This is a genomic window from Sorangium sp. So ce834, from assembly GCF_051521425.1.
In the GTDB taxonomy this organism is placed as follows: Bacteria; Myxococcota_A; Polyangia; order Polyangiales; family Polyangiaceae; genus Sorangium; species Sorangium cellulosum_D.
Window position 1 is genome coordinate 8,621,759 of sequence record NZ_CP150351.1, and the last position, 24,934, is coordinate 8,646,692.

General features: G+C 71.7%; 24 protein-coding genes. 16 read left to right on the plus strand and 8 right to left on the minus strand.

Annotated elements, in window-relative coordinates; genetic code table 11:
* The 4 genes from WMF20_RS31335 (at position 1) to WMF20_RS31350 (ending at position 4,523) form a co-directional block, all read left to right on the plus strand.
* Positions 1-1,209, plus strand: a complete 1,209-nt coding sequence (locus WMF20_RS31335) for an FIST signal transduction protein (RefSeq protein WP_437605544.1) — start codon at positions 1-3, stop codon at positions 1,207-1,209.
* A gap of 154 nt (positions 1,210-1,363) precedes the next feature.
* The gene (locus tag WMF20_RS31340) at positions 1,364-1,498 is read left to right on the plus strand and encodes an RICIN domain-containing protein (RefSeq protein WP_437605545.1); all 135 of its coding nucleotides are present in this window, start codon (positions 1,364-1,366) and stop codon (positions 1,496-1,498) included.
* 755 nt (positions 1,499-2,253) lie between these two features.
* Positions 2,254-3,762 carry a cellulose binding domain-containing protein gene (locus tag WMF20_RS31345; RefSeq protein ID WP_437605546.1) on the plus strand — a complete coding sequence of 503 codons (1,509 nt, stop codon included), beginning with the start codon at positions 2,254-2,256 and terminating at the stop codon, positions 3,760-3,762.
* Between the two features lie 194 nt (positions 3,763-3,956).
* Positions 3,957-4,523, plus strand: a complete 567-nt coding sequence (locus WMF20_RS31350; RefSeq protein WP_237244266.1) for a hypothetical protein — start codon at positions 3,957-3,959, stop codon at positions 4,521-4,523.
* A 269-nt stretch (positions 4,524-4,792) separates the two neighbouring features.
* Here the strand turns inward: WMF20_RS31350 and WMF20_RS31355 are convergent, their stop codons facing one another.
* The 4 genes from WMF20_RS31355 to WMF20_RS31370 form a co-directional block, all read right to left on the minus strand.
* Positions 4,793-6,394 carry a PAS domain-containing protein gene (locus tag WMF20_RS31355; RefSeq protein ID WP_437605547.1) on the minus strand — a complete coding sequence of 534 codons (1,602 nt, stop codon included), beginning with the start codon at positions 6,392-6,394 and terminating at the stop codon, positions 4,793-4,795.
* 561 nt (positions 6,395-6,955) lie between these two features.
* Positions 6,956-7,918, minus strand: coding sequence for an L-lactate dehydrogenase (locus WMF20_RS31360; protein ID WP_437605548.1), 963 nt, complete (start codon positions 7,916-7,918; stop codon positions 6,956-6,958).
* 175 nt (positions 7,919-8,093) lie between these two features.
* Complete coding sequence (locus WMF20_RS31365) at positions 8,094-9,302, minus strand: mechanosensitive ion channel family protein (RefSeq protein ID WP_437605549.1); 1,209 nt, start codon at positions 9,300-9,302, stop codon at positions 8,094-8,096.
* Between the two features lie 48 nt (positions 9,303-9,350).
* Positions 9,351-9,980, minus strand: coding sequence for a hypothetical protein (locus WMF20_RS31370; RefSeq protein ID WP_437605550.1), 630 nt, complete (start codon positions 9,978-9,980; stop codon positions 9,351-9,353).
* An 887-nt stretch (positions 9,981-10,867) separates the two neighbouring features.
* On the opposite strand from WMF20_RS31370, the gene WMF20_RS31375 reads away from it, so the two are divergent.
* The 5 genes from WMF20_RS31375 (at position 10,868) to WMF20_RS31395 (ending at position 14,715) form a co-directional block, all read left to right on the plus strand.
* Positions 10,868-12,031 (plus strand): integrase core domain-containing protein, encoded by a 1,164-nt coding sequence (locus WMF20_RS31375; protein ID WP_437605551.1) that lies wholly within the window; start codon positions 10,868-10,870, stop codon positions 12,029-12,031.
* 586 nt (positions 12,032-12,617) lie between these two features.
* On the plus strand, positions 12,618-13,409 hold the full coding sequence (locus WMF20_RS31380) for a hypothetical protein (protein ID WP_437605552.1): 792 nt from the start codon (positions 12,618-12,620) through the stop codon (positions 13,407-13,409).
* 103 nt (positions 13,410-13,512) lie between these two features.
* Positions 13,513-13,959 carry a CoA-binding protein gene (locus tag WMF20_RS31385; RefSeq protein ID WP_129577849.1) on the plus strand — a complete coding sequence of 149 codons (447 nt, stop codon included), beginning with the start codon at positions 13,513-13,515 and terminating at the stop codon, positions 13,957-13,959.
* Between the two features lie 87 nt (positions 13,960-14,046).
* A complete protein-coding gene (locus WMF20_RS31390; RefSeq protein WP_437605553.1) occupies positions 14,047-14,475 on the plus strand; it encodes a hypothetical protein in 429 nt (142 codons plus the stop codon).
* On the plus strand, positions 14,476-14,715 hold the full coding sequence (locus tag WMF20_RS31395; RefSeq protein ID WP_437605554.1) for a hypothetical protein: 240 nt from the start codon (positions 14,476-14,478) through the stop codon (positions 14,713-14,715).
* 319 nt (positions 14,716-15,034) lie between these two features.
* Here WMF20_RS31395 and WMF20_RS31400 read toward each other — a convergent pair whose 3' ends face one another.
* Positions 15,035-15,457 carry a cupin domain-containing protein gene (locus tag WMF20_RS31400; protein ID WP_437605555.1) on the minus strand — a complete coding sequence of 141 codons (423 nt, stop codon included), beginning with the start codon at positions 15,455-15,457 and terminating at the stop codon, positions 15,035-15,037.
* Positions 15,458-15,765: 308 nt separating this feature from the next.
* Here WMF20_RS31400 and WMF20_RS31405 point away from each other — a divergent pair, with 308 nt between their 5' ends.
* From WMF20_RS31405 to WMF20_RS31415, 3 genes are all read left to right on the plus strand, one after another.
* Positions 15,766-16,794: a PA0069 family radical SAM protein gene (locus WMF20_RS31405; RefSeq protein ID WP_437605556.1), complete on the plus strand. Its 1,029-nt coding sequence runs from the start codon at positions 15,766-15,768 to the stop codon at positions 16,792-16,794.
* A 139-nt stretch (positions 16,795-16,933) separates the two neighbouring features.
* Complete coding sequence (locus WMF20_RS31410) at positions 16,934-17,713, plus strand: HAMP domain-containing protein (protein WP_129577855.1); 780 nt, start codon at positions 16,934-16,936, stop codon at positions 17,711-17,713.
* A gap of 25 nt (positions 17,714-17,738) precedes the next feature.
* Complete coding sequence (locus WMF20_RS31415) at positions 17,739-18,197, plus strand: tellurite resistance TerB family protein (RefSeq protein ID WP_437605557.1); 459 nt, start codon at positions 17,739-17,741, stop codon at positions 18,195-18,197.
* 124 nt (positions 18,198-18,321) lie between these two features.
* Here the strand turns inward: WMF20_RS31415 and WMF20_RS31420 are convergent, their stop codons facing one another.
* On the minus strand, positions 18,322-19,920 hold the full coding sequence (locus WMF20_RS31420) for an NFACT RNA binding domain-containing protein (RefSeq protein WP_437605558.1): 1,599 nt from the start codon (positions 19,918-19,920) through the stop codon (positions 18,322-18,324).
* Positions 19,921-19,947: 27 nt separating this feature from the next.
* Positions 19,948-20,400 carry a hypothetical protein gene (locus WMF20_RS31425; RefSeq protein ID WP_437605559.1) on the minus strand — a complete coding sequence of 151 codons (453 nt, stop codon included), beginning with the start codon at positions 20,398-20,400 and terminating at the stop codon, positions 19,948-19,950.
* A gap of 116 nt (positions 20,401-20,516) precedes the next feature.
* Here WMF20_RS31425 and WMF20_RS31430 point away from each other — a divergent pair, with 116 nt between their 5' ends.
* The 3 genes from WMF20_RS31430 to WMF20_RS31440 all read left to right on the plus strand — a co-directional run bounded on the left by WMF20_RS31430 (position 20,517) and on the right by WMF20_RS31440 (position 22,673).
* Positions 20,517-21,260 carry a formylglycine-generating enzyme family protein gene (locus WMF20_RS31430; RefSeq protein WP_437605560.1) on the plus strand — a complete coding sequence of 248 codons (744 nt, stop codon included), beginning with the start codon at positions 20,517-20,519 and terminating at the stop codon, positions 21,258-21,260.
* Between the two features lie 97 nt (positions 21,261-21,357).
* Entirely contained in the window at positions 21,358-21,693 is a 336-nt protein-coding gene (locus WMF20_RS31435; RefSeq protein WP_437605561.1) for a hypothetical protein, read from the plus strand.
* A gap of 74 nt (positions 21,694-21,767) precedes the next feature.
* Entirely contained in the window at positions 21,768-22,673 is a 906-nt protein-coding gene (locus WMF20_RS31440) for a hypothetical protein (protein ID WP_437605562.1), read from the plus strand.
* Positions 22,674-22,736: 63 nt separating this feature from the next.
* Here the strand turns inward: WMF20_RS31440 and WMF20_RS31445 are convergent, their stop codons facing one another.
* Positions 22,737-23,519, minus strand: a complete 783-nt coding sequence (locus WMF20_RS31445; protein ID WP_437605563.1) for a Uma2 family endonuclease — start codon at positions 23,517-23,519, stop codon at positions 22,737-22,739.
* Positions 23,520-23,857: 338 nt separating this feature from the next.
* On the opposite strand from WMF20_RS31445, the gene WMF20_RS31450 reads away from it, so the two are divergent.
* Complete coding sequence (locus WMF20_RS31450; RefSeq protein WP_437605564.1) at positions 23,858-24,898, plus strand: methyltransferase; 1,041 nt, start codon at positions 23,858-23,860, stop codon at positions 24,896-24,898.
* Positions 24,899-24,934 lie beyond the last annotated feature (36 nt).

A 24,934-nucleotide genomic window follows, 5' to 3' on the forward strand; every position in this document is an offset into this window, starting at 1 on the left:
ATGAAGATGATGACCCTCGGACCCTTTGATGGGAACGCCTGGCTGCTCGGGCGGAAGATCGAGCGAACGGTCGCCGAGTGGAAGGAGCCAGCGCGGCTCGCGATCGTGGCGTTGCCGAGCGGGACGAAGCACGAGGAGTATCTCGCCGCGGTCGAGGACGCGACGGGCGTCCCGGTGGTCGGGGCCACCACGGGCGGGGTGTCGTTCACGGAGCGGGGCTTCAGCAGGAGCGGCGTGTCGTGCGCGTTCCTCGGGGGCGCGGGCGTCGAGGTGACGTGCGCCGCGGCGCGCGAGCTGCGGGCGGATCACGGCAAGAGCGTGCGGGCGGCGCTGAGCGACATGGACGAGGCGGTGTCGAGCAACGGCCCGCGCAGCGGCGCGCCGAGCTCGATCCTGGTGCTGGCGGACGCGTTCGCGTGCGACGGGGACGAGCTGGTGGCCGCGCTGCGGCAGGGTGTGCCGCCGCACATGCGGGTGTTCGGCGGGACGGCGGGCGACGGGTGGACGTTCGAGGGGGCGCGGGTGTTCCTGGGCCGGAAGGCGCTGACGGACGCGGCGGTGCTGGTGCGGCTGACGCACCGGCACCGGGTGAACCTCGACGTGGTGCACGGGTTCCGGGCGGCCGAGGGTGGGCGGGATTTCACGATCACGGACATCGAGCGGAACGTGCTCCGGACGCTGGACGGGCAGCCGGCGGCGCGGGTGTACGAGGAGGAGCTGTCGCGGCTCGGGCTGCGGTCGCCGGGCGAGGGGCTGCTCCAGACGATGGCGAAGCACGCGCTCGGGGCGAAGACGCCGTTCGGGGAGGCGCTGAAGATCCGGTCGCCGATCGCGATCCGGGGGGACGGGGCGGTGGTGCTGACCGGGGGGCTTTCGCGGGGGCAGGTGGTGCGGGTGGTGAGCGCGACGGCCGACGCGCTGCTACAGGCGGCGAAGGGGCTGTCGACGAAGGTGCTCGGGCCGCTGCCGGCGGTGTCGGGTGCGCTGGTGTTCGACTGCGCGTCGCGGTTCCGGTCGCTGGGGGAGCGGTACCGCGACGAGGTGCGGGCGTTCCTGTCGCCGAACGCGGCGCCGCATCCGATGTTCGGGGTGGCGTGCTACGGGCAGATCGCGAAGTTCGGTGGGAGCGTCGAGGGGTTCCACAACACGAGCGCGGTCATGGTGGCGTGGGGGGAGTCGGACCAGGGGACGGGGCCGGCCAGCGGGTGACGGTCTTCGCGGGGTGGGGTCTTGTCGAGCTGCCCGGCCCCAGGAGAGGGAGTGCGCCGCGCGGCGCGGGGGCCCCGCGGCGGGCTCCCTCTCCTGGGGACTACCGTTGGCCGCCCCACGACCATGGGCAGCTTCGCCTGAGCTCCTTCGCTACGTGAGGATCATCGCCCGGCGCAGCGGCAAATGCCTGGACATCGTCGGAGGGTCCACAGCGGCACGCGCGCCCGTCATCCAGTGGACGTGCCACGGCTCGCGGACCAGCTGTTCCCTTCCGGCGCGGACCCCGTGAGCGCGACTCCAGCAGGCGCGCTCCGACCCGCATCGTTGTTCTAGAGCGGTTTTTAGCTGGGACTGACACATCGTCCCCGTCTGCCGTCTGCCGTCTTTCATCTTCGCTCTTCCGTGCGCGTGCGCGTGCGCGATTCCCCGGAATCAGCGCGCACGCGCACGCGCACGAGGGACGCGCACGAAGACGGGTGACGGCAGACGGAAGGCGAAGAAGGCGGGAAACGGAGAACGAAAGACGGGGACGAGAGACGGAGGCCGGTGTCTCAGTCCCAGCCGAAAACCGCTCTAGTTGGAGCGACGAACATATTGAAGATCATATGTTTCCAACGACTTACGCGCCCGCTGCCCCACGGATTCGAGGGGATCTGGCCCCCCGCGCGGATCACGCCGGGCCTCGCGTACAGCCGTGCTCGGTCGGCGGCCAGCGGGCTCGAAGACGAGCGCACACGCGCTCTGTGAGCGGGGCTCCAAACGCACGACGGCGGCCACCGGAGCTCGCGTCTCACACCGTGCGAGCCATTTGCACGAGCCGCGGAAACTTCAAGCGAAGTTGCGGAAATTACGACTCATCCAAACGCATCTTCACTTCACCGACGATTCGACGCTTGCTATGATCCGTTCATCGCGGCCGTCGAGCCAGCTTTCTTAGGAAGCTCGCGGCTGCCCTTGGCCGTGCCCGTGTCGCTCCTCGCGCGCGGGGATTCGGCGCCTGGCGCAGTCACGTGATCTCAACATCACAGGACGGAGGACACTCTCATGAACATTGCCCCCTGGCAGAAGCGCTCGTTGCAGCGGCGCTCACGGTCCCGGAGCGGGAGCGATGAGCAGCGTCGAGCGAGGGATGAGCGGCTCGTCGGCGCGTCGCGCCCGCGCCCGATCGAGGCAGGCGTCGCCGGCGCTCATCGGCTGACGCGGCTCGCGCTGGCCGGGCTGCTCGCGACGCTGGGCGCGTGCGTCGCTGGAGAGGCCGGCGATGCCGAGCTGGGCGGCGAATCGCTGATGGCGGCCGAGAGCGGCCTCTCGGCCGAGCTGAGCTATCAGCCGAGCTGGGGGGGCCGCTATTGCGCCGCCGTCAAGGTATCGAACGGCGGCGCGAGCGCGGCCACGTCCTGGAGCGTCGTCACCGACGTGAAGGACGCGACGGTGACCAGGTCCTGGGGCGCAGTGTTCTCGAGCAGCGGCACGCTCCTGACGGCGACGCCGACCCGGGGCAACGCGCGCATCGAGCCCGGCGCCTCGGTCACGTTCAACTTCTGCGCGACGGGCACCACGCGTCCGACGATCTCGTCCGTGACAGGAGGCGGAGCCTCCGGCACGACCGGCAGCGGCGGCTCCGGCGGCTCGGGCGGCTCCGGCAGCTCCGGCGGCTCGGGCGGCAGCGGCGGCTCCGGCGGCGCCGGCGGCTCTGGCGGCAGCGGCGGCTCGGGCGGCAGCGGCGGCGCCGGCGGCGCTGGCGGCAGCGGCGGCTCCGGCGGCTCCGGCGGCGGCAGCGCGCCGAGCGCCCTGCCAGCGGCCCGGGAGGCGTGTCCGACGATCGCCACCGGGACCATGACCTTCCTCGGCCGTGAGGTTCGCGTGTGGGCCGGCGCGAGGTCCGCCACCCCGGCGCCGGTGGTCATCTACTGGCACGCCACGAGCTCCCGCCCGCAAGAAGCGTTGGCCGGCCTCGGACAGGCCGCCATCGACGAGATCACGAGCCGCGGAGGCGTCGTGTTCGCGCCCAACGCGTACGATGGGCACGGCGGCGAGGACGGCACGCGGACCACGGGCAACAACGTGTGGTACGTGGGCGACCTCAACATCGCCGACGAGGCGCTCGCGTGCGCCATCCAGCAGCGCAATGTCGACACGCGCCGCATTCACTCGCTCGGCTTCAGCGCGGGCGGCCTGCAGGCCGCGTACATGGCCTATGCGCGATCCAACTACGTCGCGAGCGTCGTGACGTACTCGGGCGGTAACACGAGCCTCGGCGTGCCGCCCCTCCAGGATCCCAGCAACCCGCCTGCCGTCATGGCGGTCCACGGCGCGAAGGGCTCCGATGTGGTCATCATCGACTTCGCGCAGGCGAGCGCGGCGTTCGAGAACGACATCAAGGCGAAGGGGGGATTCGCCATCGACTGCGACACCGGCGGCGGGCACAGCATCCCGTCGGGCATCGCCACCTCGAGCTGGCAGTTCTTGAAGGACCACCCCTACAAGGCGCGCCCCGAGCCCTACGCGTCGGGCGTCCCGGCGAGCTTCCCGACCTATTGCAAGATCCCGTGAGCCCCGCTCCACGACGGAACGTCCAGATCGAACGCACCGTTGGCCGCCCCACCAAAGGGTCCAGCGATGACGGCGACCGGACGGGCTCGTCACTGCCCGCCCACGGCTCTGGCCACACCCGGGCCAGCGGCAGCTCTCTGGCCTACGCACGACGTGCGCGGTACCCTCGCTGCTGAGGGCGCTGGCACGGCTGGATGACGGACGAACCCAAGGTCAAGGGAGTGGCGTTTCGTTCCGTGTACGTGAGCCTCGGCAAGCTGCGCGGCGAGCCCCTCCAGAAGCTCAGCCTGGACGAGATGTGCGAGCCGCTGCGCGCCGGCATGCGCTACGGCAGCATCGTCTCCACCGGCTGGTACCCGATCGCCTGGTACAAGGATCTCTTCCAGGCCATCCGGCGCGCCAGCGGCGAGGGCAAAGAGCTCATCCACCAGATCGGCCGCCAGTGCACCCGCGACGACATGAGCGGCATCTACAAGGTCATCGCTGCCCTCATCTCGCCCTCCACCCTCTTCTCCCTGGGCCAGCGCGTCTTCGCCAACTACTATTCCGTCGGCCGCGTCCAGGTCCTCGAATCCCGCCGGGGCTTCACCCACGCTCGCTGGAGCGGCTGCTCCGGGTTCGACGAGAACATGTGGACCGAGGTCATCGGCTCCTGCGAACAGCTCCTCGAGATCGGCGGCGCCAGCCACGTCCGCCAGCGCATCATCGCCGGCGGCGGCGACGACGATGATCATCTCGAGTTGACCGCGCACTGGAGCTGAGGCCCCGCCGTGAGCAGCTCGACGAAGAGCGCAGAGCTTCGAGCCGAGAGGCCCCCCGAAAATACGAGAAGAGAATCCCCCTCTCGGCGTCCCTGGCGACTTGGCGGTCCATTGCTCGCTTGATCGACGCGATCGGCCTCTACGGGTGGAGCCAGGTCGCGTGAGCGCTCGCGGCCTCCACGCTCCGCGTCCGGCTGGGCCTCGCGCCCGGCCCTGCGCGGCGTGACCCTCCTCGTCACCCTCGCGGAGGATGGGAGCGCCGGCAGCGCTCAGCGGCGCCGGGGCAGCGCGCGCAGGCAGACCTCGATCCCGGCGCGGAGGTTGCCGTGCGTGGTGACGCCGGAGAGGTCGACCCCGAGGCCGCACATCGACTGGGCGACGGCGGGTCCGATGCCGGTGAGGACGCCGCTCGCGCCGAGCAGGCGGATCGCGCGGACGATGCGGACGAGGTGGTCGGCCGCCGCGGCGTCGACGCTCTCGATGCCGGTGACGTCGATGATGGCGAAGCGAGCGCCCGTGCGCACGACCTCGTCGAGGAGCTTGCCGGTGACGTCGGCCGCGCGCGCGTCGTCGAGCACGCCGATGAGGGGCACGGCGACCACGCCCTCGGCGACCTGGAGGACGGGCGTGGACAGGGCGCGGATGAGCGCCTGCTGGTGCTGGATGACCGCGAGCTGATCGGCGATGGCCTGCTTCTGCCGCTCGAGCTCGGCGATGGTGGCGGCCATGTGCTCCTCGTGCTCCCGCTGCGCCGTGATGTCCGTGCCGATGGCGAGGATGTGCGCCGTGCCGTCTTGCTCGACCAGGGGCACCTTGACGATGGACATCCACCGCACCTTGCCGTTCGGGCGCGCGACGGGTTGAACCCTCGAGACCGGCTGCATGTGCGCGAGCACCTGCCGGTCCATCTCGCCGATGGTGGAGAGCTCGGCGTGGGAGGACGGCAGATCGGCGACGGTCTTGCCCACCGCCCCCTCCGGCGTGATGTCGTAGAGCTCGGCGTAGCTCTTGCTGACGAGCATCATCTTGCCGTCCCGATCCTTGACCGTGACGACGATCGGGATGGTGTCGAGCACGAGGCGGATGAACTGCCGCTCGCGCTCGAGGGCGAGCTCTGCCTGCTTGAGCTCGGTGGTATCGATCCGCAGGCCGACGAAGCTGCCGTCGGCGAGGCGGGTGCTCTTGAGGGTGAGCCAGCGATCCCCGAACCGCCGCATGTAGACCTCCCCGGAGCGGCGATGGTCCGCGACGCGACCGGCGACCCACTCTTCTTCGCTGAGGCCGCTGTGGAGGTGGATCCCGTTTCGACAGCCCTCGCGGACGACGTCTTCGAACGTGTTGCCGATCTGGATGGCGGCGGCACATTCGGGGTAGAGCGACTTGTACGCGGTGTTGAAGAAGCAGAGCCGCTCCTCGGCGTCGTAGACGACGAAGCCGACGTCGAGCGCCTCGACGGCCGCGTGCAGGCGCGCTCGTTGATCGCGCGCCGCCTGCTCGGCCCGGCGTCGCTCGGTCACGTCGCGCAGCACGAGGAGCACGGCGGCGCACGCGCCCGCGGGGTCGACGAGCGGGCTGAGGCTCCCCTCGGCGAGGACGACGCGCTCGTCCGCGAGGTGGAGGGTGAGCTCGGGCGGCAGGGCGCGCGGGGCGCGATCGCGGAGCGCCTGCTCGAGCAGCGCGCCGAGGGGCGGATCGGGCCGCAGGGCCTCATCGACGGGCCCTCCGCGCGCCGTCGCCCCGGGCGTGGAGCAGAGGCGCTCGGCGGCGGGGTTCATCGCCAGGATCCGACCGCTTTCGTCGAGCAAGAGCAGCGGGTCGACGCTGCAGGTGAAGGCGAGTGAGTAGAGATCGACAGGAGCGTCGCTAGGCATCGGGTGGAGCGTAGAGTAGAGCAAGATGTCCTCAGGATGTCGGCCTCGGTGACGACACGACACATCCACAGGCGGCCAAGCTGCTGGCCGAGCCCGGCACGGGCTCGAGCCCCTGGACCGCCGGACCATGGGGGCCGCCGGCGCGGCGTCACCTGGACCACCACGCACCGTCGCAACACCGGTAGGCCATCGTGGCGTTACCAGCCCATGCACCCACACACTGTGTGATCGAGCCCCGGGTCCCCCACCTCGACCCGACAGCGGTCGTATCCACGAGTCGTTGTAGGTCGTACGGAGCCGGCATGGGCGCTCCTCGGCCGCCAGCGTGGCACTTCATCGTCGGCGGAGCGATTGAGACAGCGACGATCGCCGGCGCACGGTCGTGCTCACCGGACGGCTTCTCATGAGATAAGAACCACAGAGACACTGAGGGCACAGAGGGAAGAGAAGAAAGACAAATAGCTTCTTCCCTCTCCTCTGTGCCCGCTGTGCCCTCTGTAGTTCAAATTCTCCCCATCACCGAGCCAGGGATGCGCTCAGGCGATGCGGCGCGAGGTCGCGTCAGAAGCCGAGCGACCGGATCGCCGTGCGGATCGTGTCCGCGCTGGCGCGGACGCCGGCCTCCTCCTCGGGGCTCATCGGGATGGGCAGCTGCGACTCGACGCCGGAGCGGTTCACGACGCACGGCACGCTCAGGCACACATCGTCGATCCCGCGGTAGCCGCGGAGCAGGCTGCTGACGGGCAGCACGCGGTTCTCGTCGCGGAGCAGGGCTTCCAGGATCTTGGCGGTCGCCAGGCCGATCGCGTAGTTGGTCGCGCCCTTGCCGGAGATGACCTGGGCGGCGGCGTTCTTCACGTTCGAGAAGATCTCCGCCCGGTCGCCCGCGGTGAGCTTGCCGTGGCCGGGCACGGACCACGCGTCGAGCGGGATGTTCGCGACGCTCGCGCTGCTCCACAGCGGCACCTCGCTGTCCCCGTGCTCGCCGGCGATGTACGCGTGGACGTTCTGCACGGCCACGTTCAGCCGCCGGGCGATCAGGAAGCGAAATCGGCTGCTGTCGAGCACCGTGCCGCTGCCGATGACGCGGGCGGGCGGCAGGCCGGTCAGCTTGAGCGTGACATAGGTGATCACGTCGACCGGGTTGGTGACGAGCAAGTAGAGCGCGTCGGGCGCGACGGCCTGGAGCCGCGGCAGGAGCTCGCGGCAGATAGCGACGTTCGCGGTGGCGAGGTCCATCCGGCTCTGCCCGGGCTTCTGCTTCGCGCCGGCGGTGATGACGACCACGTGCGCCCCGCGGCAGACCTCGACGTCATCGCTGCCCTCGAGCGTCGCCGCCGGGACGAACTGGAGGCCGTGGTTCAGGTCGAGCACCTCGGCGTCGACCTTGGCCCGGTTCACGTCGAACAGGGCGACCTCCTTCGCCACGCCGCGGAGCAGGCACGCGTAGACGATCGTCGCGCCGACGCTGCCAGCGCCCACGACCGCGACCTTGTTGGGGGAGACGGGCTGGTTGTCAGGCATACCGCTCGGCTACCGCAGCGGCGCGACCGGACCAAGCCAAATCAGGGTGACTGCGGACCTCGGACGGCCGCGGCGGGCCGCGGCGCGGAAGCGATCTGCGGCGGGCCGGCGCCGAAGCGATCTGCGGCGGGCCGTCGCCGAAGCGATGCCGGGCGCTGGGCGCCGATCGCGGCGCTCAGCGCTCCGGGAGCGGCTCGGCGGAGCGCGCCTGCTGGCGCGGTGCTGCCGCGTCGGCCTTGCCGCTCGCGGCGGCGGGCGCCGGTGCGGACGGCACCGCGACGATCGCCGGCAGGACCACCGGAGCCACCGTCGGATCGACGGGGGCGCGCGGGTCGAGGATGCGCGGATCGACGGCGAGGCCCGGCTGCGCTGCGGCGGGGCTGAGGGCGACGCCTTCCTCGCGGCAGGCGCGGAAGAACGCCTTCATCAGCTCGGACTCCAGGAGATCGTGGCGCTCGAAGTCGGCGATCCAGAACTTGATGACATAGCGCTGGAAGAGGGGAGTGACGGCCGCGAGCCAGAGCCTGGGCGGCGGCTCGCGGAGGATGTCCGGCACCTGCGCATAGGCGCGCTGCGCCGCGCGCTCCACCGCCTCGGGGGCGGCGCCGAGGGCGACGAGCATCTCGATGTTGCGCGCGCACGTCCGGGTCGGCGCGCAGAAGTTCTGCACGCGCGCCTTGGCGATGATCGAGTTCGGCAGGATCACGATGTCTCCGGAGAACGTCCGGAGGCGGGTCGAGCGCCATCCCACGTAGACGACCTGCCCCTCGATCCCGTCGACGAGGATCCAGTCGCCGACGCCGAACGAGCGCTCGGAGTGCAGGGCGAGCCCGGCGAAGAGGTTGCCGAGGGTGTCCTGGAGCGCGAGGCCGAGGACGACCGTGATGACGGTCGAGGTCGCGAGCAGCGGCACGAGGTCGACGCCGGTGACCGCGCCGACGATGGAGAGGCCGGCGACGAGGTAGAGGATCGTGAGCAGGAGGTGCCGGACGAGGGCCGGGAGCTGCACCTTCCGGCGCTCGGCGAGCCAGTAGTCGATGACCATGGTCTCGGCGATCTCGATGGCCAGGTACGACGCGAGGGCGAGCTCCAGGAGGAGCACGCCTTTGAGGAGCGTGGGCAGCTCGCCGCCGCGCAGGGCGATGAACGTGTGCAGCGCGAGGAGCGCGACGAGCAGGCGCGCCGGCAGCCGCATGCGCCGGAGGAGGAGGTCGTCGAGCGACGTCTGGGTCGCGCGGGCGGCGCGCGAGAGCAGGGCGAAGAGCAGGCGGTAGGCGAAGAACCCGAGCGCGAGGACGGCGACGGCCGCGCCGAGCGCGACGGGCAGCGAGGTGGGGTGGCGGAGGAGGTCGGCCCAGAGCGCGGGGAGCCGGTCGAGGTTCACGCGGGGGAGTCTGCCACAGGAGGGCCGCCGCCACGCCGGCGACCGCGGCTAGCCGGCGCTGCGCGCGTGGCTCATCCACGAGATCAGCGCGAACAGCGCGAGCGCGACGAGGAAAAAGCCATAGGTGGCGGAGTTCGCCCTCTTCGCCCAGCGGAGCGCGTCGGCCGCCGGCACGCGGCGCCCGGCGCTTCGCGCCTCGATCCACACCGAGGCGAAGAAGAAGGGCACGCAGAGGAAGGCCCCGGCGGCGAGCACGCGCCAGCCCTCCTCCACGGGGCCTAGCCAGGGAGCCGAGATCGGCAGCAGGAGCAGGGAGGCGGCCGGTCCGAGATCATCGCGAGCCATCGACAGGATCGGCCCTACGGTCATCTCGAGGACCGTCAGGAGAGCCCACGTGATCGGGATCCCCGCGAGCGTGGACCATGCGTTCGCCGAGAGAGAGAGCTTGATCGCGTCTCGCGTCGGCAGGCGCAGGACCCGGCGAGCCACGGCGGCCTCGACGAGCACGACGGGAACGAAGGCTATCCACGATGCGGGCCACGCGAAGACGATCATCGGGATGCCGGCGTTCGCGAGGGCGGCCTTCGGCCAGAGCAGGATCGCGGCGCCGGACAGGAGTCCGATGGTGACCGCGAGCCGGCGACATTCGTCTTGAGGCCTAAGGGGGGCGAAAGACATGCCGAGTGCGAGGTCAGGCCGGGACGCCTGGAGACGGTCGAGGTTCACGTTGCGGAGTCTGCCACAAGCGGCGGACGGGGAGCTGCGCTGAGCTGGATACCGTCGCGCCGCTGCATGCGCGGCGGCGGGGGCGGGTCGATCAGCGCGGGGGTGCAGGGAGCGGCTGGCAGCAGAAGGTCGATTGAATCGCGAACGTTGAAGGATTACGCGGGGGGGGTGGGACGTCGCTGCGTGCAGGTAAGGGCGGGCTGGGGGTGCTTCGCTCAGCTCGCAGGACCGAGGGCGTCGACTGAGCAAAGCGAGAGGAGGAGCGGGTCGACGTCCTCCCGGCTGGCTCGGCTGCTCCACGGGCGCGCGGTACGGCGGCGCCGGAGAGAATCGGCGCAAGGCCGAGGGCAAAGACGAGATCCGGCGTCAACGGGGCCGCCGCCTGTCAGCGGCGGAGAGTCCTGCGCACGGCACTCGAGGCGGAGGACTGGAACCTGCTTCAATGGGGCCGCCGCCTTTCAGCAGCGGAGAGAGCCCTCGCAGGGCTACGAAACAATTCGCGCACTTGCAACCCGGCTTGCGAGAGGTCCCCGCCGCCCCCCTCGCTCCGGCTCCCGGAGGCCGCCCCGCGCGCCCCCGGTCATCCCCAAATCCATCGTCATTTCAAACACCTGCCGGCCTTGCGAGCGCCCCCCGGCTTCTCCGCGCCACTCCACCGCTCACAGCCGGTGCTCCCGCCCTCTTCTAGCACTCCCCCTCCTTCGCTTGACCAGCCCTTCCGTTCTCGGTACGGACCGGTGGCCTGGGTAACGGTTCAGACCGGGAGCCTGGGTAGCACCCGGACGAACCGGGAGCCTGGGTGACACATGTCGTAGAGGGTCGGCGACGGAGGATCGCTGGTGCCCTGGAAAGAGACATGTTCAGTGGACGAGAGGCTTCAGTTCATCGCGCAGGTCAACGAGTCGGACGAGACGTTCGCGGAGCTGTGCCGACGGTTCGGCATCAGCCGGAAGACGGGGTACAAGTGGGTGGAGCGCTACGAGCAATCCGGACCTCGTGGTCTGGAGGAGCGGCGGCCCGTGGCGCACACGTTCCCGCATGCGACGCCAGCGGCGATCGTCGACGCGCTGGTCGAGCTGCGGAAGGTGCGACCCACCTGGGGTCCGAAGAAGCTGCGCGCCCGGCTGGAGAGCATGGGCCTTGAGGGGCTGCCGGCGACGAGCACCATCGGCGAGCTGCTCAAGAAGCACGGGCTGATCCGACCCCGGCGGCGCCGCGTGGTGATGCCGACGTCAGCGATGCCGTCGACGCTGGCTCCAGCGGAGCAGCCTAATGACACATGGTGCGTCGATTTCAAGGGGCACTTTGCGCTTGGCGACAAGACCCGGTGCCACCCCCTGACGTTGACGGACCAGGCGTCGCGGTACTTGCTCAAGTGCGAGGGGGTGGCGAAGCCGGACGAGGCCTCGGTGCGGCCGCACTTCGAGCGCGCGTTCCGCGAGTTCGGGCTGCCGAACCGTATCCGCTCGGACAACGGCCCGCCGTTCGCCACGCTGGGCATCGGAGGGCTCTCGGCGCTGTCGGTGAGCTGGATCAAGCTCGGCGTGGTTCCCGAGCGCATTGAGCCCGGCAAGCCGCAGCAGAACGGCCGTCACGAGCGCATGCACAAGACGCTGAAGGCGGAGGCGACCTCGCCGCCCGGAGCCACGCTCGCGGCGCAGCAGCGCGTCTTCGACCGCTTCCGGCACGAGTACAATGACCAGCGGCCCCACGAGGCGCTCGGCCAGAGGACGCCGGCTTCGCGCTACACGCCGTCGCGGCGGACGATGCCGAGCAAGCCCTCCTCGCCGGAGTATCCGGACACGATGGCCGTGCGACGCGTGGGGGACATGGGACGGCTGCAGTTCGGTGGCGCGAACACCTTCGTCTCCAAGCTGATCGCCAACGAGCCCGTGGGGCTGCTTCCGATCGCCGACGACGTCTGGGAGCTGTACTACGGGCCGGTTCTGCTCGCGCAGGTCACCCTGAAGAACAAGGAGCTGCAGCTCGCCAAGGCACGGTGACCTGCGCGCACTCACGCCGGAACGTGAGGAGAGGCTCGCGTGTACCGAGACCGCGGGAAGCGGATCGTGTATAGATCCTGGCGGTCCGAGAGAGCGCGGTGAGCGTGTCGCGTCGACGAGGATCCGGCCCCTGTTTCCACTCCTCCCGGAGCAGGGGCCCGTAGCTCAAGGAAGTGTCACCGCGGCTCCCGGTCAGAAGTGTTACCAGGGCTCCGCTCGTACACTCCTCGGCCGCTTTGCCGCTCCCCCGGGCGACTCCCCGCCCCGCTCCCCTTCCTCCCCTCCTTACATCCCCGCTCCTCTTCTCTCGATCCCCGCCCTCCCGCACTCGATCCCCATCTCCCGCCACCTCTACCCCCACGTCCTGCTCGTCATCCCCCAGCCCCCCTCACTCGATCCCCACCTCCCCCGGCTCGATCCACCTCACTGGCGCCTCCCTCCCCCGGGTGCTCCGCCCCGCCGACCGGGGGCGCCCCTCGCCCGCCCTGGGTTTCCCCTTCCCGGCCCCGGCGCTCTCTTGCTATGCCCTGGTGGACGCGTCCCCCGACCCCGTACAGTCGTCTTCCACGGGAGGACCTCATTCCTCATGGCCAGGTCGACGCTCCGGCAGAAGGCGGTGCGGGTGCTCCAGCTGCTGATGGGCCTTCGCAGGGACGAGATCGCCGCGGCGCTCGTCGCGCACGGCTTCACCGACGCCGACCTCGCCGAGGGGTGGCGCCTCCTCCAGGGCCTCACGCGCCCCCGGCTCGACATCGACGTGCGCCCCAGCGCTCCCGAACCCGACCTCATCGCCGCGCTCGACGGCTGGGAGAACCGGTGGTTTCCCATCGCCGCGGCGACCCTCAAGCGCCGTCACCCCGAGGTCCATGCCTGGATGTTCAGGAACCTCGGCCAGACCGAGGGCGCGGCCGTCGTCGTGTCCGTCGGCACCTTCGTCGAGCGCTGGGACCAGCTCGCCAGGCGCAACGACAAGGGCGGCCCCGAACGAGACGGCCGCGAAGCCAGGAAGCTCCTCGCCTGGCGCGGGATCACCAGAGAGGTCGTCGACGAGGCCAGGGAGCTCCTCGCCCGCGCCGAGAAGGTCGAGCCCGCCGGGGATCGGTCGCCGGCAGACCCCGAAAACGACGGCGAGCAGGCCGAAGCCGACCTCTGGGGCTGGTACCTGGAATGGAGCGCCGTCGTCCGATCGGCCATCCAGGATCGCAAGCTCCTCCGCGAGCTCGGCTACCTCCGCCCGAGCGGCCGCCCCAGCGGCGGCACGACGCCCGCCGCGCAGCCCCCGAGAGGCTCGGTCGAACCACGAGAAGACGAAAGCGACTCGCCCCCACGCCCCAGGCCGACACGCCCCCGTGCCTCCGCCGGCCGCCGCCCCCGCTGAACGCAGCGGTCCCAGCGCCGAGCGCCGCCCAGGCCCCACGCCTCCGGCTCTCCAGCACGCCGTCCCGGGTGCCGCGCCGGCTCGGCGGACGTACACTCCCCCCATGAACGACATCCGCGACATCAGCCACGACGAGGCCCGGGTGGCGGAGCTTGTCCGCTCCGCGCGGCGCGTCGCCGTGCTCGGCATCAAGACCGAGGCGCAGGCGGATCAGCCCGCCTTCTACGTCCCGAGCTACCTCAAGAGCGCAGGCGTGGAGGTGATCCCCGTCCCCGTCTACTACCCCGACGTGAAGACCATCCTCGGCCAGCAGGTCTACCGCCGCGTCGCGGACGTCCCGGGCCCCATCGACATCGTCGACGTCTTCCGGCGCGGCCAGGACGTCGCCGCGCACCTCGACGACCTGCTCGCCGCCCGGCCGCGCGCCGTCTGGCTGCAGAGCGGCATCCGGAGCGACGCGGTGGCCGAGCGGCTGATCGAGGCCGGCGTCCTCGTCGTGCAGGACCGCTGCCTCATGGTCGACCACCGCCGCTTCGCCGCGCGGGGCTGAGGTCGGCTGACCGCGCGGTCGATGGGAGCGATCCGGGTAGCGCTCCGGTCATGCTCCTCAGCGTCGGAATCGCGAGCCGGTCACTCGATGCAGCACATCGTGCCGGTCCAGTGCTTTCCCGCGCCGGTGCAGGTGCCCGAGGTCCCGGTCGTGCACGCCGACGCCTCGACGCAGCAATCGGTTCCCGTCCAGTGCTCCTTCGTATCCGAGCCCCCGCAGGCGCTCGACGTCCCGCTCGTACAGATCGACGCCTCGACGCAGCAGTTGGTTCCCGTCCAGTGCTCCTTCGTATCCGAGCCCCCGCAAGCGCTCGACGTCCCGTTCACACAGGTCGACGCCTCGACGCAGCAATCGGTTCCCGTCCAGTGCTCCTTCGTGTCCGAGCCCCCGCAGGCGCTCGACGTCCCGTTCGTGCACATGGACGTGTTGTCGACGCAGCAGTTGGTTCCCGTCCAGTGCTCCTTCGTGTCCGAGCCCCCGCAGGCGCTCGACGTCCCGTTCACGCACGTGGGCTGATTGTCGACGCAGCACTCGGTCCCCGTCCAGTGCTCCTTCGTGTCCGAGCCCCCGCAGGCGCTCGACGTCCCGTTCGTGCAGGTCGGCGACGTGCTGACACAGCAGAGTGTTCCCGTCCAGCTCTCGGCGGGATCGCTCCCGCCGCACGCCCCCGACGTGCCGCTGACGCAGACCGTGACGGCAGCCGCCGCCTCGCCCAAGTCCTCCACGGGGACGCTCTCTTCAGAGCTCTCGCCGTAGCAAGCTGAAGCGCTCAACGCTGCAACAAAAAGCGCTGTCCATCGAACCCAATGCGTCATGACGACATTCTCCGGCGGTCGTGCCTCGCGACCACAACCCCTTCATCACAGGGATGTCACGCGACGAGGCAGAGCAGATCGAGTGAAATGTGCTGCCCAGTATGGGCCGTGCATCGTGTGCAGTCGTCAGGCCGCTAACATGGTTCAGCTCGCCCGTCAAACGCGCTCACGTCGACCCTCGCAGCGGCACCCCCGCCGTCGCTCGCCGAGCGCCGCGCTCGGCTTCCTTCGCGCCGCACCCATGAATCTGCTCGCCCCCGCTACAGCGGCCGGTGCTGCGTCCCCTTGCCGTACGTGATCGCCAGCATGTCCCCCGGCTCCCGGACGATGAACCGGTGCCACGCGCCCTGCGGGACCTTACACGCCGTGCCCGCGCGCAGCTCGACCACCCGCTCGCCGCCCTGCTCTTGCAGCACGATGTCGCTCGCGCCCGACAGGAGGACCAGGATCTCGTCGCCGGCCGGGTGCATCTCCCATTGCTGCATGTCCTCGGCGAGGTGAAACGTCGTCACCAGCCAACCGCCTGCCTCCGCGACCCGCCGGATGTCCGCGGCCTTCGAATCGCCGGACATGAGCTCTTGCCAGAACGTCGGCCTCACCTCGATGGGCAACGCGTCGCCCCCGTCCGCGAGGTGCAGGTAGGTGCTGCGGAAATCGAACCCGGGCTGTCTCGGATTGGCCATCTTGTCCCTCTCGTCGCTGCTGGACGCGCCCATGCGAGCAGGGCCCCCCTGCCCTGTCAATCCGCTCTCCCCGTCGCGCTCCGCGCCTCTGCCGCCGCGCCCTCACGCCTCTCCGCGGCGTCCTCCGCGTCCTTCACCCCCTTCCCGCCGCGCCCGCCGCCGCGCGTCGACGCCCCGCCGCTCCTCTCTCCGCCGAGCCCGCCACGCCGGCGCTCACCGGGCACACCTGAACAAACGCTCCCACCCTACCCACGACCGCGCTACACTCACGGCGCGCCGCCCGCCCCTCGCCCGGCGCGCCCCGCACCATGCCGCGCCCCGTGAACAACCCTCCGAACCCGTGGTCGTCGACGCAGGTCGAGTACCTCGAAGAGGCGCCCCCGGCGACGCTGCAGGTCTTCGAGGAGCAGGCCCGCTCCATCGTGACCGCGAACGACAGCCCCGATCTCCCGTTCCGGTACAGCGTCAACCCCTACCGGGGCTGCATCCACGCCTGCGCCTACTGCTACGCCCGGCCGTCGCACCAATACCTCGGGTGGGGCGCCGGCACGGACTTCGACCGCAAGATCGTGGTCAAGGCGAACGCGCCCGAGCTGCTCGAGAAGGAGCTCAACAAACCGGGCTGGCAGGGCGACACGATCGTGTTCTCCGGCAACGTCGATTGCTACCAGCCCCTCGAGGCGAGCTACGAGCTCACCCGCCGCTGCCTCGAGGTGTGCCTCGCGTTCAGGAACCCGGTCGGGCTCATCACCAAGGGCGCGCTCGTGCGGCGCGACGCCGCCCTGCTCGGCGAGCTCGCGCGCCGCGCCCGCGCCCGCGTCCACTTCAGCATCCCCTTCGCCGACGACGCCGTCGCCCGCAAGATGGAGCCGTACGCGAGCCGCTCGTCGCTGCGCTTCGAGGCCATGCGCGCGCTCTCGGACGCGGGCGTGCCGACCGGGATCTCCCTGTCGCCCCTGATCCCCGGGCTCAACGACAGCGACGTCCCCGAGCTCCTCGAGCGCGCCCGCGACGCCGGGGCGCAGAGCGCCTTCATGATGCCGCTGCGCCTGCCGCGCGAGGTGCTCCCGGTCTTCGACGAGCGCCTCGAGGAGGCGTTCCCGGACCGCGCCGGCAAGGTGCGCCGCGGCATCCAGGAGATGCGCGGCGGCAAGATGAACGAGGCCGCCTTCGGGGCGCGCTTCCAGGGCGCGGGCCCGCGCTGGGCGGCGATCCTGCGGCTGTTCGAGGTGCACTGCCAGCGCCTCGGGCTGAACGCCGCGCGCGAGCGCGAAGAGGCGGACGAGCGCTCGACCTTCCGACGGCCGAGCCGGCAGGGGACGCTGTTCGACCTCTGAATGACCCTTGCGACCGGCGCCGGGAATGGGGTACCAGTGAGACCGCAGTGCGTTTTTCCGGGGGGGTCGCACCGGGGCGGCCCCGCTCATGCCATGTCCTGTGCTGGCGGTCATGCCGTCCGCCCGCTGACGAGACCTCATGACCTCTCCCGCCGAGGATCGCGCCACAGCCCGCCCGGCCTCCCGCCGCAAGCTGCTCCTCAACCCGCGATTCCAGCTCAAGTACACAGGGCTCCTGGTGGCGGTGGTGCTCGCCGTCATGGCGGTGCTCGGACTCGTCATCTGGCAGACCGCGAGCGTCGCCAACGAGCAGGCGCAGTACGCGGCGTCCCAGGCCGAGCTCGCGCTCAAAGAGGCGGCCAACAGCGCCAAGATCCTGAGGATGAGCACCGCCGCCCTGGGGGGCGACGGCGCCGAGCTCGGCAATACCCTCGACGAGGAGCTCGAGAAGACGAACCGCGAGTACGAGCGCAACCTGGCGGAGGTCGGCAGGCGGCGCTCCGAGGTCGAGGCGCTGCGCCAGCGCCTCCTCAACATCCTCGTCGGCGGCGGCGCGTTCCTCCTCGTCGTCCTCGGGGTGCTCGGGATCTTCATCACCCAGCGCATCGTGGGGCCGGTCCACCAGATGAAGCGCCTGTGCCGCCAGGTCGGCACCACGCGGCTCACCATCGGAGAGGGGCTGCGCAAAGGTGATGAGCTCGGAGACCTGTTCGACACGTTCGTGCAGATGACCTACTCGCTCAAGGCGCTCCAGACAGGCCGGCTCGCGACGCTCGACGCGGCCATCGAGCGGGCCGAGGCCGAGAAGGCGTCGGCCGAGGTGCTCGCGGGGCTGCGCGCGCTGCGGGCGCAGCTCTGCCTCGGGCTCAGCGAGTCCGAGACGGTGCGGCGCCGCGCGCCGAAAGGTGGTGAGTCATGAGGCGAATCGCCGGAGCGGAGGCGACATGAAGCCCCCCGCGTTGGTCCACCAGGCGGCCGGCTTGCTCCGCGCTCGCTTCGACCTGAACGAGTACAACCCGACCCCGATCGTCGACCTCGGCGCGCTCGTGGCGAACGCCGACGGCAACGTGGACGCCGAGGAGATCGACGCCCTCCGGCAGCTGATCGAGCCGATGCTCGGCGCCGAGCTGAACACCGAGCTCGTCCGCTACCTGATCGAGGCGAGCCTCAAGGTGATCGCGGCGGCGGGCGTCGAGCCGCGGGTGCGGCTCCTCGCGGAGATCCTCATGGACTGCGACGCGGTGGAGGAGGGCATCATCGTCGCGCTGGCGGTGGCCCACGCGAGCGAGGGGATCTCGGACGCGGAGCGCGCGGTGATCACGTCGCTCGCCCGCGCGGCGGAGCTGCCGGCGCGCCGGCTGGATCAGCTGAACGAGCAGGTCCGGGCGGCGTTCACGGCCTGAGGGCGGCCCGCCGCAGGCGGAGCGAGGGCGTCGCAGCCTGGCCCGAGGGGCGTCTCGGCGCGACCGCGAGGGGCGTCGCAGCCGGCGCGCGAGGCGCCTCGCAACCGGCGCGAGCGCGCCGTCGTCAGCCCTCTTCCTTGGTCGCGAGCAGGCGCGACAGGCGCGCCCCCTCGATGCGCACGGCGATGACCTTCTCCCGATCGAAGACCACCGCGCCCGGGGCCGCGCCGCGCGGCTTGCGCACGTAGCGGCGCGGGACGTAGCTCACCTCGCACACGGCCTCGCCGCGCGCGTCGCTGAAGTGCGCCGCCAGGGTCGCGGCGTCCACGAGCACGTCGGCGGGGCAGCTCGCCCCCTTCGGGAGCGGCACGACGACGTGCGAGCCCGCGACGCCCTTCGCGTGCAGCCAGAGGTCGTGCGGCCGCGCGTGCTTCGTCGTCAGCGCGTCGTTGTCCTCGGCGCCCCGGCCGACGAGGATCGCCGCGCCGGACGCGCTCCGGTAGGCATGGAACGGCCGGCGCGAGGCGGCCCGCCCGGCCCGCGGGCCGCGGGCTCCGGCCGGCCCCGACTCGCCGGCGCCGGCGAAGGAGGCGCCCGCCCCGGCGATGTCCGCGCGCGCCACGCCGAGGGAGCGCGCGCGCTGCGCGAGCGGCTCGAGCGCCTCCGGCAGCGCCTCCGCCGCCGCGACGTCGGCCTCGAGGGCGGCGATCGCCTCGAGGGCGCGCTCGGTCTCGGCGAGGCGCGCGCGCATCACCGCCTCGCCGCGCTGGTAGCGCCGCGCCTTGGCGAAGAACGCCTCGGCCTGCGCCTTCGCGGGGCGCGCCGGGTCGAGGGCGACCTCGATCTTGCCGCCGGTCTCCCAGTCGTCGAGGAGCGCCTTCGCGGCCCCGCGCGGCACCCGCGCGCCCTGCGCGAGCAGGAGCTGCCCCGTCTTCTGGAGGCGCGCGACGCTCCCCAGCCGCCCGAGATCGCCGCGCACCGCCTCGGCCCTGCGCTCGAGCGCCGCGCGCCGCGCCTTGACGGCGCGCGCGAGGGCGGCCTTCTCCTGGCCGGCGGCGGCGTCGTCGCTCGCCTCGACCAGCGCCGCGCCGGCGGCCAGCGGATCCTCCGGGTAGGCGATCTCGGCCGGCGGGGCGCTCCCCTGAGGCGGCCAGCGGAGGATGAGGTTGCCGGCGCCGTCGAGCAGCCGCACCTCGCCGCGGCGCCCCGGGGCGAGCTCTAGCCGCGCCGCCGGGGCGGGCGCCGGGCTCGACCCGGGTTGGGGCGACGCCGGGCTCAACCCGGGTTGGGGCGACGCCGGGCTCAACCCGGGTGCGGGCGCCGGGCTCAACCCGGGTTGAGGCGACGACGACCCCGCCTCGCTCGCCGATTCATCCTCTCGGTCTTCTTCCACCAACAGCGCATCACCGGCGACGACGGCGACGCCGTCGCCCCGCACCTCGATGGCCAGCACGCGGCGGCCGACCAGGTGAGCCCGCAGGGCCGAGAGGAGCGGATGCGACGCGCCGGCGCGGAGCCGCGGCAGCCGCGGCAGGACCCCCACCCCCGCGACGCGCGGCCCGATGCCGGCGCCGAGCACACGCCGCGCTCCGGCGTACACCGCCAGCGCGACGAGCCCCGTCGCGGGGTTCGCGTGCGCCGCGTCGATCCTCGCCCCCACCCAGCTCGCGACCGCCTCGGCGAGCGCCCCACCCAGCGCTGCGCTTCCTTGCTGATCCCCCATGGCGAACGCCGTTCGTACCAGCGCCCCTCAGCCGTCGCGGGACGCACACGCGTCGTACTGAGCCAGGAGCGGCTGGCACTTGGGCGGGGTGACGTTGCAATCGAACACCTCGCCCATGGCGCAGTCGAAGAACGGCACGAGCCAATCGTTGCACGCGGGCGCGGTGGACAGCTGATCGTCACAGAGGTCGCCGCAGCTGCCCGGTACGGCGCCGCACGCCGACAGGAACAGCCCGCAGTAGTCGAGACACCGCGACCGCGCGTCGCCGCCGCCCCCCCCGGTGGAGGTCACCGCCACGTTGCTCGTCCGGCTCGCGCCGCTGCTGGTCACGCCGACGCCGTTCGCGCTGGCGCTGGCCGCGCCGGCGCCGCCCGACCCCTCGCCGGGCATCCCGTCGACGACGACGTTGCCACCGCAGGCGCTCCCCAGGGCCAGGATCGCGAACGCGACGAACCGCATCCTAAGCAGCGTCATTCCCATGGCGCGAGACTAGCCCGGCGCGGGCGCCGGCGCGAGCGCCGCGCGAGGTCCGGTGAGGCGAGCCGCCGCGCGGCCTCTCGTGCGGCGCGCGCGGCTTTGCGATAGAGAGCCGCCGCGTGCTCCTCGACCTCCTGCTCGCCCCGCTGCTCGCCCAGGCCGACGCGCTGCCCCGGCCCGGGGCTCCGGCCTCGTGCCCGCCCGACATGGTGCTCGTGGAGGGCACCCACCACGAGAACGTGCAGCGGATCTGCACGAGCTACCGCGGCGACCACTGCTTCAGCTTCTTCCCCGGGCTGTTCGCCGCCGAGCCGCGCTTCACGCCGGTGCGCACGTGCATGGATCGCCACGAGTGGCCGAACCGGGCGGGCGCGCTGCCGGTCGTGATGCTCCGCTTCATCGAGGCCGAGCGGGAGTGCGCCGCCGTCGGCAAGCGCCTCTGCACCGAGTTCGAGTGGGAGCTCGCGTGCGAGGGGCCGTCCGCGCTCCCCTTCCCGTACGGTTACGCGCAGGACCCGGCCGCCTGCAACGTGAGCAAGCCGTACCGGGGCATCAGCGAGCGGCGGCTCGCGTCGGACGACCCGGCGGTGCGGGCCGCCGAGACGCAGCGGCTCTGGCAGGGCGAGCCGTCGGGCTCGTATCCGGCGTGCGTGAGCCCGTACGGCGTCGTCGATCTGGTCGGCAACGTGGAAGAGTGGGTATCGACGTCGCGTCCCGAGTGGCCGCACCGCTCGTCGCTGAAGGGCGGCTACTGGTCCAAGCCGTGGGCGGGGTGCCGCGGGACCAACGACTCGCACGGTCCGATGTTCCGGTTCTACGAGATCGGGTTTCGCTGCTGCAAGGATCCGGGGGCGGGGACGTAACGCGACCGCGGCGGCGCTGCGAGAGATCGTCGCGGAGATCCACGCGGGGGCTAAGGGCGCCGAGGAGCGGGCCGAGCTGTATACAGCGCTCCTGGTGATGGCGACCATCGATCCCTGGGGGCATAATCTGCTGAAGGAGCTCATCGTCATGGTAGAGGACAAGGAAGAGGGGCTGCTCCGGCGCACGCCGATCATCGGGGAGATGATCGGCGAGGCCGAGCAACGAGGAGAGGAGCGCGGGCAGAAGGCGATCGCAGAGCTCCTCGGCCGCCTCTTCGCGCGGCGCATCGGGCGACGTCTGACGGCCCAAGAAGAGCGCTCGATCGTCGAGCGCGCCCGCGTGAACGGTCCAGACGAGGTCGAAGTCGCCTTGCTCGAGCGCGAGCGCGAGGCGCTGGTTCGATGGCTCGCGGAGCCGATGCGCAACGCCTGAGCTCCCGGCGCGCCCTCGTCCCCACCGCCTGCGGCGCGATGGCGCGCGCTCCGGTTCGTGGACATGCTGCCGCGATGGTGCCGCCGTCCGATCCCGTGGCCCCGTTTCTACCCACGGTCGCGCGCGCCCGCGACGAGGGCATCGCGCTGCCGCCCGGCGCGCCGGCCGAGGAGCGCCGCGTGGCCGCGCTGGTCGTCCTCGCGTCGATCGTGCGCCGCGAGGGCTGGACGGAGGTCGTCGACCTCAGCCCGGAGGCCGCGGCGCAGCTCGAGCCGGGCGACCCGCCGCGTCCGCTGTCCTTCGAGCCCCGCGCGTACCGGCGCCTCGTCGAGGATCTCGGCTTCGGGCCCTGCACCGGGTGCGCCGGCGCCTCGGGGCGCGCCCGCTGCCCCCTTTGCAGCGGCCAGGCCCGGCCGTACGCCTGCTCGTGCAGCGCGGGATACGTCCGCTGCCCGTCCTGCATGGGCGCCGGCCGCGTCCGACGGGTGCGCATCCGCTATCTGCAGGACCGCCCGCTCGAGATGCGCGAGCTCTACGCGCCGCTCGAGATGACCTTCGTGCCGTCGCTGTTCTCGTTCGAGGGCGCCCTGGAGCGCCGCCTGGGCGCCGCCGCCCCTCCCGAGCCTCTGCGCTGCCACGACCTCCGCCCCCGCGCGAGCAGCACCGCCTACCGCGGCGGCAGCGATCGGACGGTCGAGCCGGATTTCCACGGCCACCGCTTCGCCGGCACGATCGAGCGCGCCGTGTCCGGCCTCACCGCGCTCGCCGCCGGGGGCCGCCTCGTGGCCCAGGCGGTGCGCGCTTACGCATGGCCGCTGCTGTGGTTGCGTTATGGTCCGGACGAGCCCGCGCGCGACGTGGTCGTCTATCCCGATCTCACCGGCGCGCTCCAGATCTTCGCCGGCGTCGAGGGCGTGGCGACCCCAAACCACGTGCACGAGAGGGCACGAGGCGCCCGCGTCCCGGGAGCGACGCGATAGCTCGCTCGTGAATCGAGCGTACCGCCCGCGCCCCGCGCCCCGCCCTCGCGGGGCGCGCGGTCGTCAACGCGGGGTCTGCTTGCCCGTGGCCTGCGCGAGCTCCGCCCGCAGCGCGTCCAGCTCGGCCTGGAGCTTCCTGTTCGCCTCCCGCGCCTCGGCCTCGGCCTCTCTCGCCTTCGCCGCGGCCTCACGCTCCTTCGCCGCGGCCTCGTCCGGCGTCGGCAGCAGCTCACGGCCCTCCCTGTCGCGCGCCAGCCGGAGCATCGGGCCGACCGACGGGTCCTCCGCCACGGTCCACCAGAGGCCCAGCGTCTCGCACGCGCAGAGATCCGGGTCTTCCGGCGATCGCTCCACGAGATCGCCGTCGAGCGCGTCCCAGACGCGGATCGGCCGCGCCCGGTCGTCGGGATCGAAGCGCACGACCTCGCGGATGCCCGCGGCGCGGTAGCGCTCGAGCTTCTCCTCCCACTCGGGCTCGCCCTCGTCCGACTCGCTCACGATCTCGACCCCGAGGTCGGGCGCCCCATGCAGCCACGTCTTCCAGGTGCGGAAGGTCCGATGAGGCGCGCCCAGACGCACGAAGGCGTCGGGGGCGAGGCGCTTCCTCGGCGTCGTCGGGTCCCAGTAGACGAACTGGTCGGAGCCGAGCGTCGCTGCGTGCGCGAGCTCGCGCTTGAGGATCAGGTACAGCGCGGTGCGGAGCTCCAGGTGGCGGTTCGTTTCGGGCACCTCTTCGGCCTCCGGGAAGACCACCGGCTCGGGCGGGCGGCGATAGACGTGGGCTCCCACCCGCCGGTGAGGCGCAGCGGGCGGACGGGCGGTCATCTCGGGCTCGACAGCGGACATGGCCTTTCGCCGAGCGTAGCACGACCGCCGTCCTGCGGAGACGATCGCCCCCGCTCGCAGCCCAGCCCACGCGCCGCGCCGAAACCAGAGCCCCTTACGTCTCGCGCAGGCGTCTGATCTCGCTCAGGCGCCTGAACCGCACGCCGAGCGGCGTCGCGCATCGCGCCCGCCAGCAGGCGTGGGCTCGCGGCGGCCGGCAAGGGCGCGGGAGGACCCACGAGGCAGCGAGCGACACCTGGCCAGCCCCGACCGAGCTCAGCTATGTTGGAGACGGATCGCTCGCCGGCCGCGCCGGCATCCCCCCTTTTTCAGCAGAGCGGAGGAATGCATTGACGTCCATGAATCTCGAAAAGCCTACCTGTGACGACTCCCTGATGCGGCAGCTCGGGTATTCGGTCTACCAGCTGCCCATCATCAGCGTTGCCGACGAGCTCGGGGTGTTCTCGCTCCTCGAGCAGGAGCCCGCGGGCATCGCGGAGGTGGCCGGGAAGCTCCACCTCAGCCTCCGCGCGACCGAGGCCCTCCTGGCCTCCCTGGCAGGCATGGGGCTCCTGGTGCGGTCTCATGGCAAGTTCCATCTCACCGAGACGTCTCGCAACTTCTTGATCCCGACCAAGCCGTTCTACTGGGGCCACATGGTGCGGCTCATCTGCCAGGTTCCCATCACGCACGGCACCTTGCTGGAGACGCTGCGGCGGGACGGGGCCATCGCGTGGGGCGAGGGCCAGGGCAAGGTCATCACCGAGGAGTGGGCGCAGGTGGACCTGTCGGACGAGCGGGCATTCGCCTTCACCCAGGCGATGCACAGCCACTCGTTCGCGACCGCGGTCGGGCTCGCGCAGCGGGCCGAGCTCTCGGGCGTGGGGCGCCTGCTCGACGTCGCCGGCGGCTCCGGCTGCTTCAGCATCGCCCTGGCGCAGCAGAACCCCGAGGTGCGGTTCACGGTCGCCGAGCTGCCGCCCGTGTGCAAGACGACGAGGAGGTACGTCGCGGAGCACGGCCTCGAGGATCGCATCGACGTGCTGGAGCTCGACATGTTCCGCGACGCGTGGCCTTCGGGTCACGACGTGATCTTCTTCGCCAACATCCTCCATGACTGGGACAGCGCGCGCCAGCGGCGCTTGATCCAGCGCAGCTTCGATGCGTTGCCGCCGGGCGGCCGCGTCCTCATCTACGAGCTCCTGCTCTCGGACGGGCAGGACGGCCCGCTCACGGCGGCGCTGTTCTCCATGAACATGGTGTACATGACCCCGGGCAAGCAGCTCACGGCCGGCGAGCTCGACGAGCTCGTCCGCGGGTGCGGGTTCACGGACGTGTCCGTCGTCCCGGTGTACGCGGGATACTCGCTCCTCAGCGCCACGAAGCCGCTCGATCGGTGACGTCCTCCACCGCGGGTGCCCAGCGCCGCGACGGCG

Bases quoted from the DNA above. Each gene is read 5' to 3' on its own strand.
- WMF20_RS31435 (WP_437605561.1), top strand. From the start codon at position 21,358: ATGGCGACCATCGATCCCTGGGGGCATAATCTGCTGAAGGAGCTCATC.
- WMF20_RS31390 (WP_437605553.1), top strand. From the start codon at position 14,047: ATGCAGCACATCGTGCCGGTCCAGTGCTTTCCCGCGCCGGTGCAGGTG.
- WMF20_RS31380 (WP_437605552.1), top strand. From the start codon at position 12,618: ATGGCCAGGTCGACGCTCCGGCAGAAGGCGGTGCGGGTGCTCCAGCTG.
- WMF20_RS31450 (WP_437605564.1), top strand. From the start codon at position 23,858: ATGAATCTCGAAAAGCCTACCTGTGACGACTCCCTGATGCGGCAGCTC.
- WMF20_RS31345 (WP_437605546.1), top strand. From the start codon at position 2,254: ATGAACATTGCCCCCTGGCAGAAGCGCTCGTTGCAGCGGCGCTCACGG.
- WMF20_RS31400 (WP_437605555.1), bottom strand. From the start codon at position 15,457: ATGGCCAATCCGAGACAGCCCGGGTTCGATTTCCGCAGCACCTACCTG.
- WMF20_RS31440 (WP_437605562.1), top strand. From the start codon at position 21,768: ATGGTGCCGCCGTCCGATCCCGTGGCCCCGTTTCTACCCACGGTCGCG.
- WMF20_RS31410 (WP_129577855.1), top strand. From the start codon at position 16,934: ATGACCTCTCCCGCCGAGGATCGCGCCACAGCCCGCCCGGCCTCCCGC.
- WMF20_RS31420 (WP_437605558.1), bottom strand. From the start codon at position 19,920: ATGGGGGATCAGCAAGGAAGCGCAGCGCTGGGTGGGGCGCTCGCCGAG.
- WMF20_RS31445 (WP_437605563.1), bottom strand. From the start codon at position 23,519: ATGTCCGCTGTCGAGCCCGAGATGACCGCCCGTCCGCCCGCTGCGCCT.
- WMF20_RS31405 (WP_437605556.1), top strand. From the start codon at position 15,766: ATGCCGCGCCCCGTGAACAACCCTCCGAACCCGTGGTCGTCGACGCAG.
- WMF20_RS31360 (WP_437605548.1), bottom strand. From the start codon at position 7,918: ATGCCTGACAACCAGCCCGTCTCCCCCAACAAGGTCGCGGTCGTGGGC.
- WMF20_RS31350 (WP_237244266.1), top strand. From the start codon at position 3,957: ATGACGGACGAACCCAAGGTCAAGGGAGTGGCGTTTCGTTCCGTGTAC.
- WMF20_RS31415 (WP_437605557.1), top strand. From the start codon at position 17,739: ATGAAGCCCCCCGCGTTGGTCCACCAGGCGGCCGGCTTGCTCCGCGCT.
- WMF20_RS31370 (WP_437605550.1), bottom strand. From the start codon at position 9,980: ATGTCTTTCGCCCCCCTTAGGCCTCAAGACGAATGTCGCCGGCTCGCG.
- WMF20_RS31335 (WP_437605544.1), top strand. From the start codon at position 1: ATGAAGATGATGACCCTCGGACCCTTTGATGGGAACGCCTGGCTGCTC.
- WMF20_RS31385 (WP_129577849.1), top strand. From the start codon at position 13,513: ATGAACGACATCCGCGACATCAGCCACGACGAGGCCCGGGTGGCGGAG.
- WMF20_RS31355 (WP_437605547.1), bottom strand. From the start codon at position 6,394: ATGCCTAGCGACGCTCCTGTCGATCTCTACTCACTCGCCTTCACCTGC.
- WMF20_RS31425 (WP_437605559.1), bottom strand. From the start codon at position 20,400: ATGGGAATGACGCTGCTTAGGATGCGGTTCGTCGCGTTCGCGATCCTG.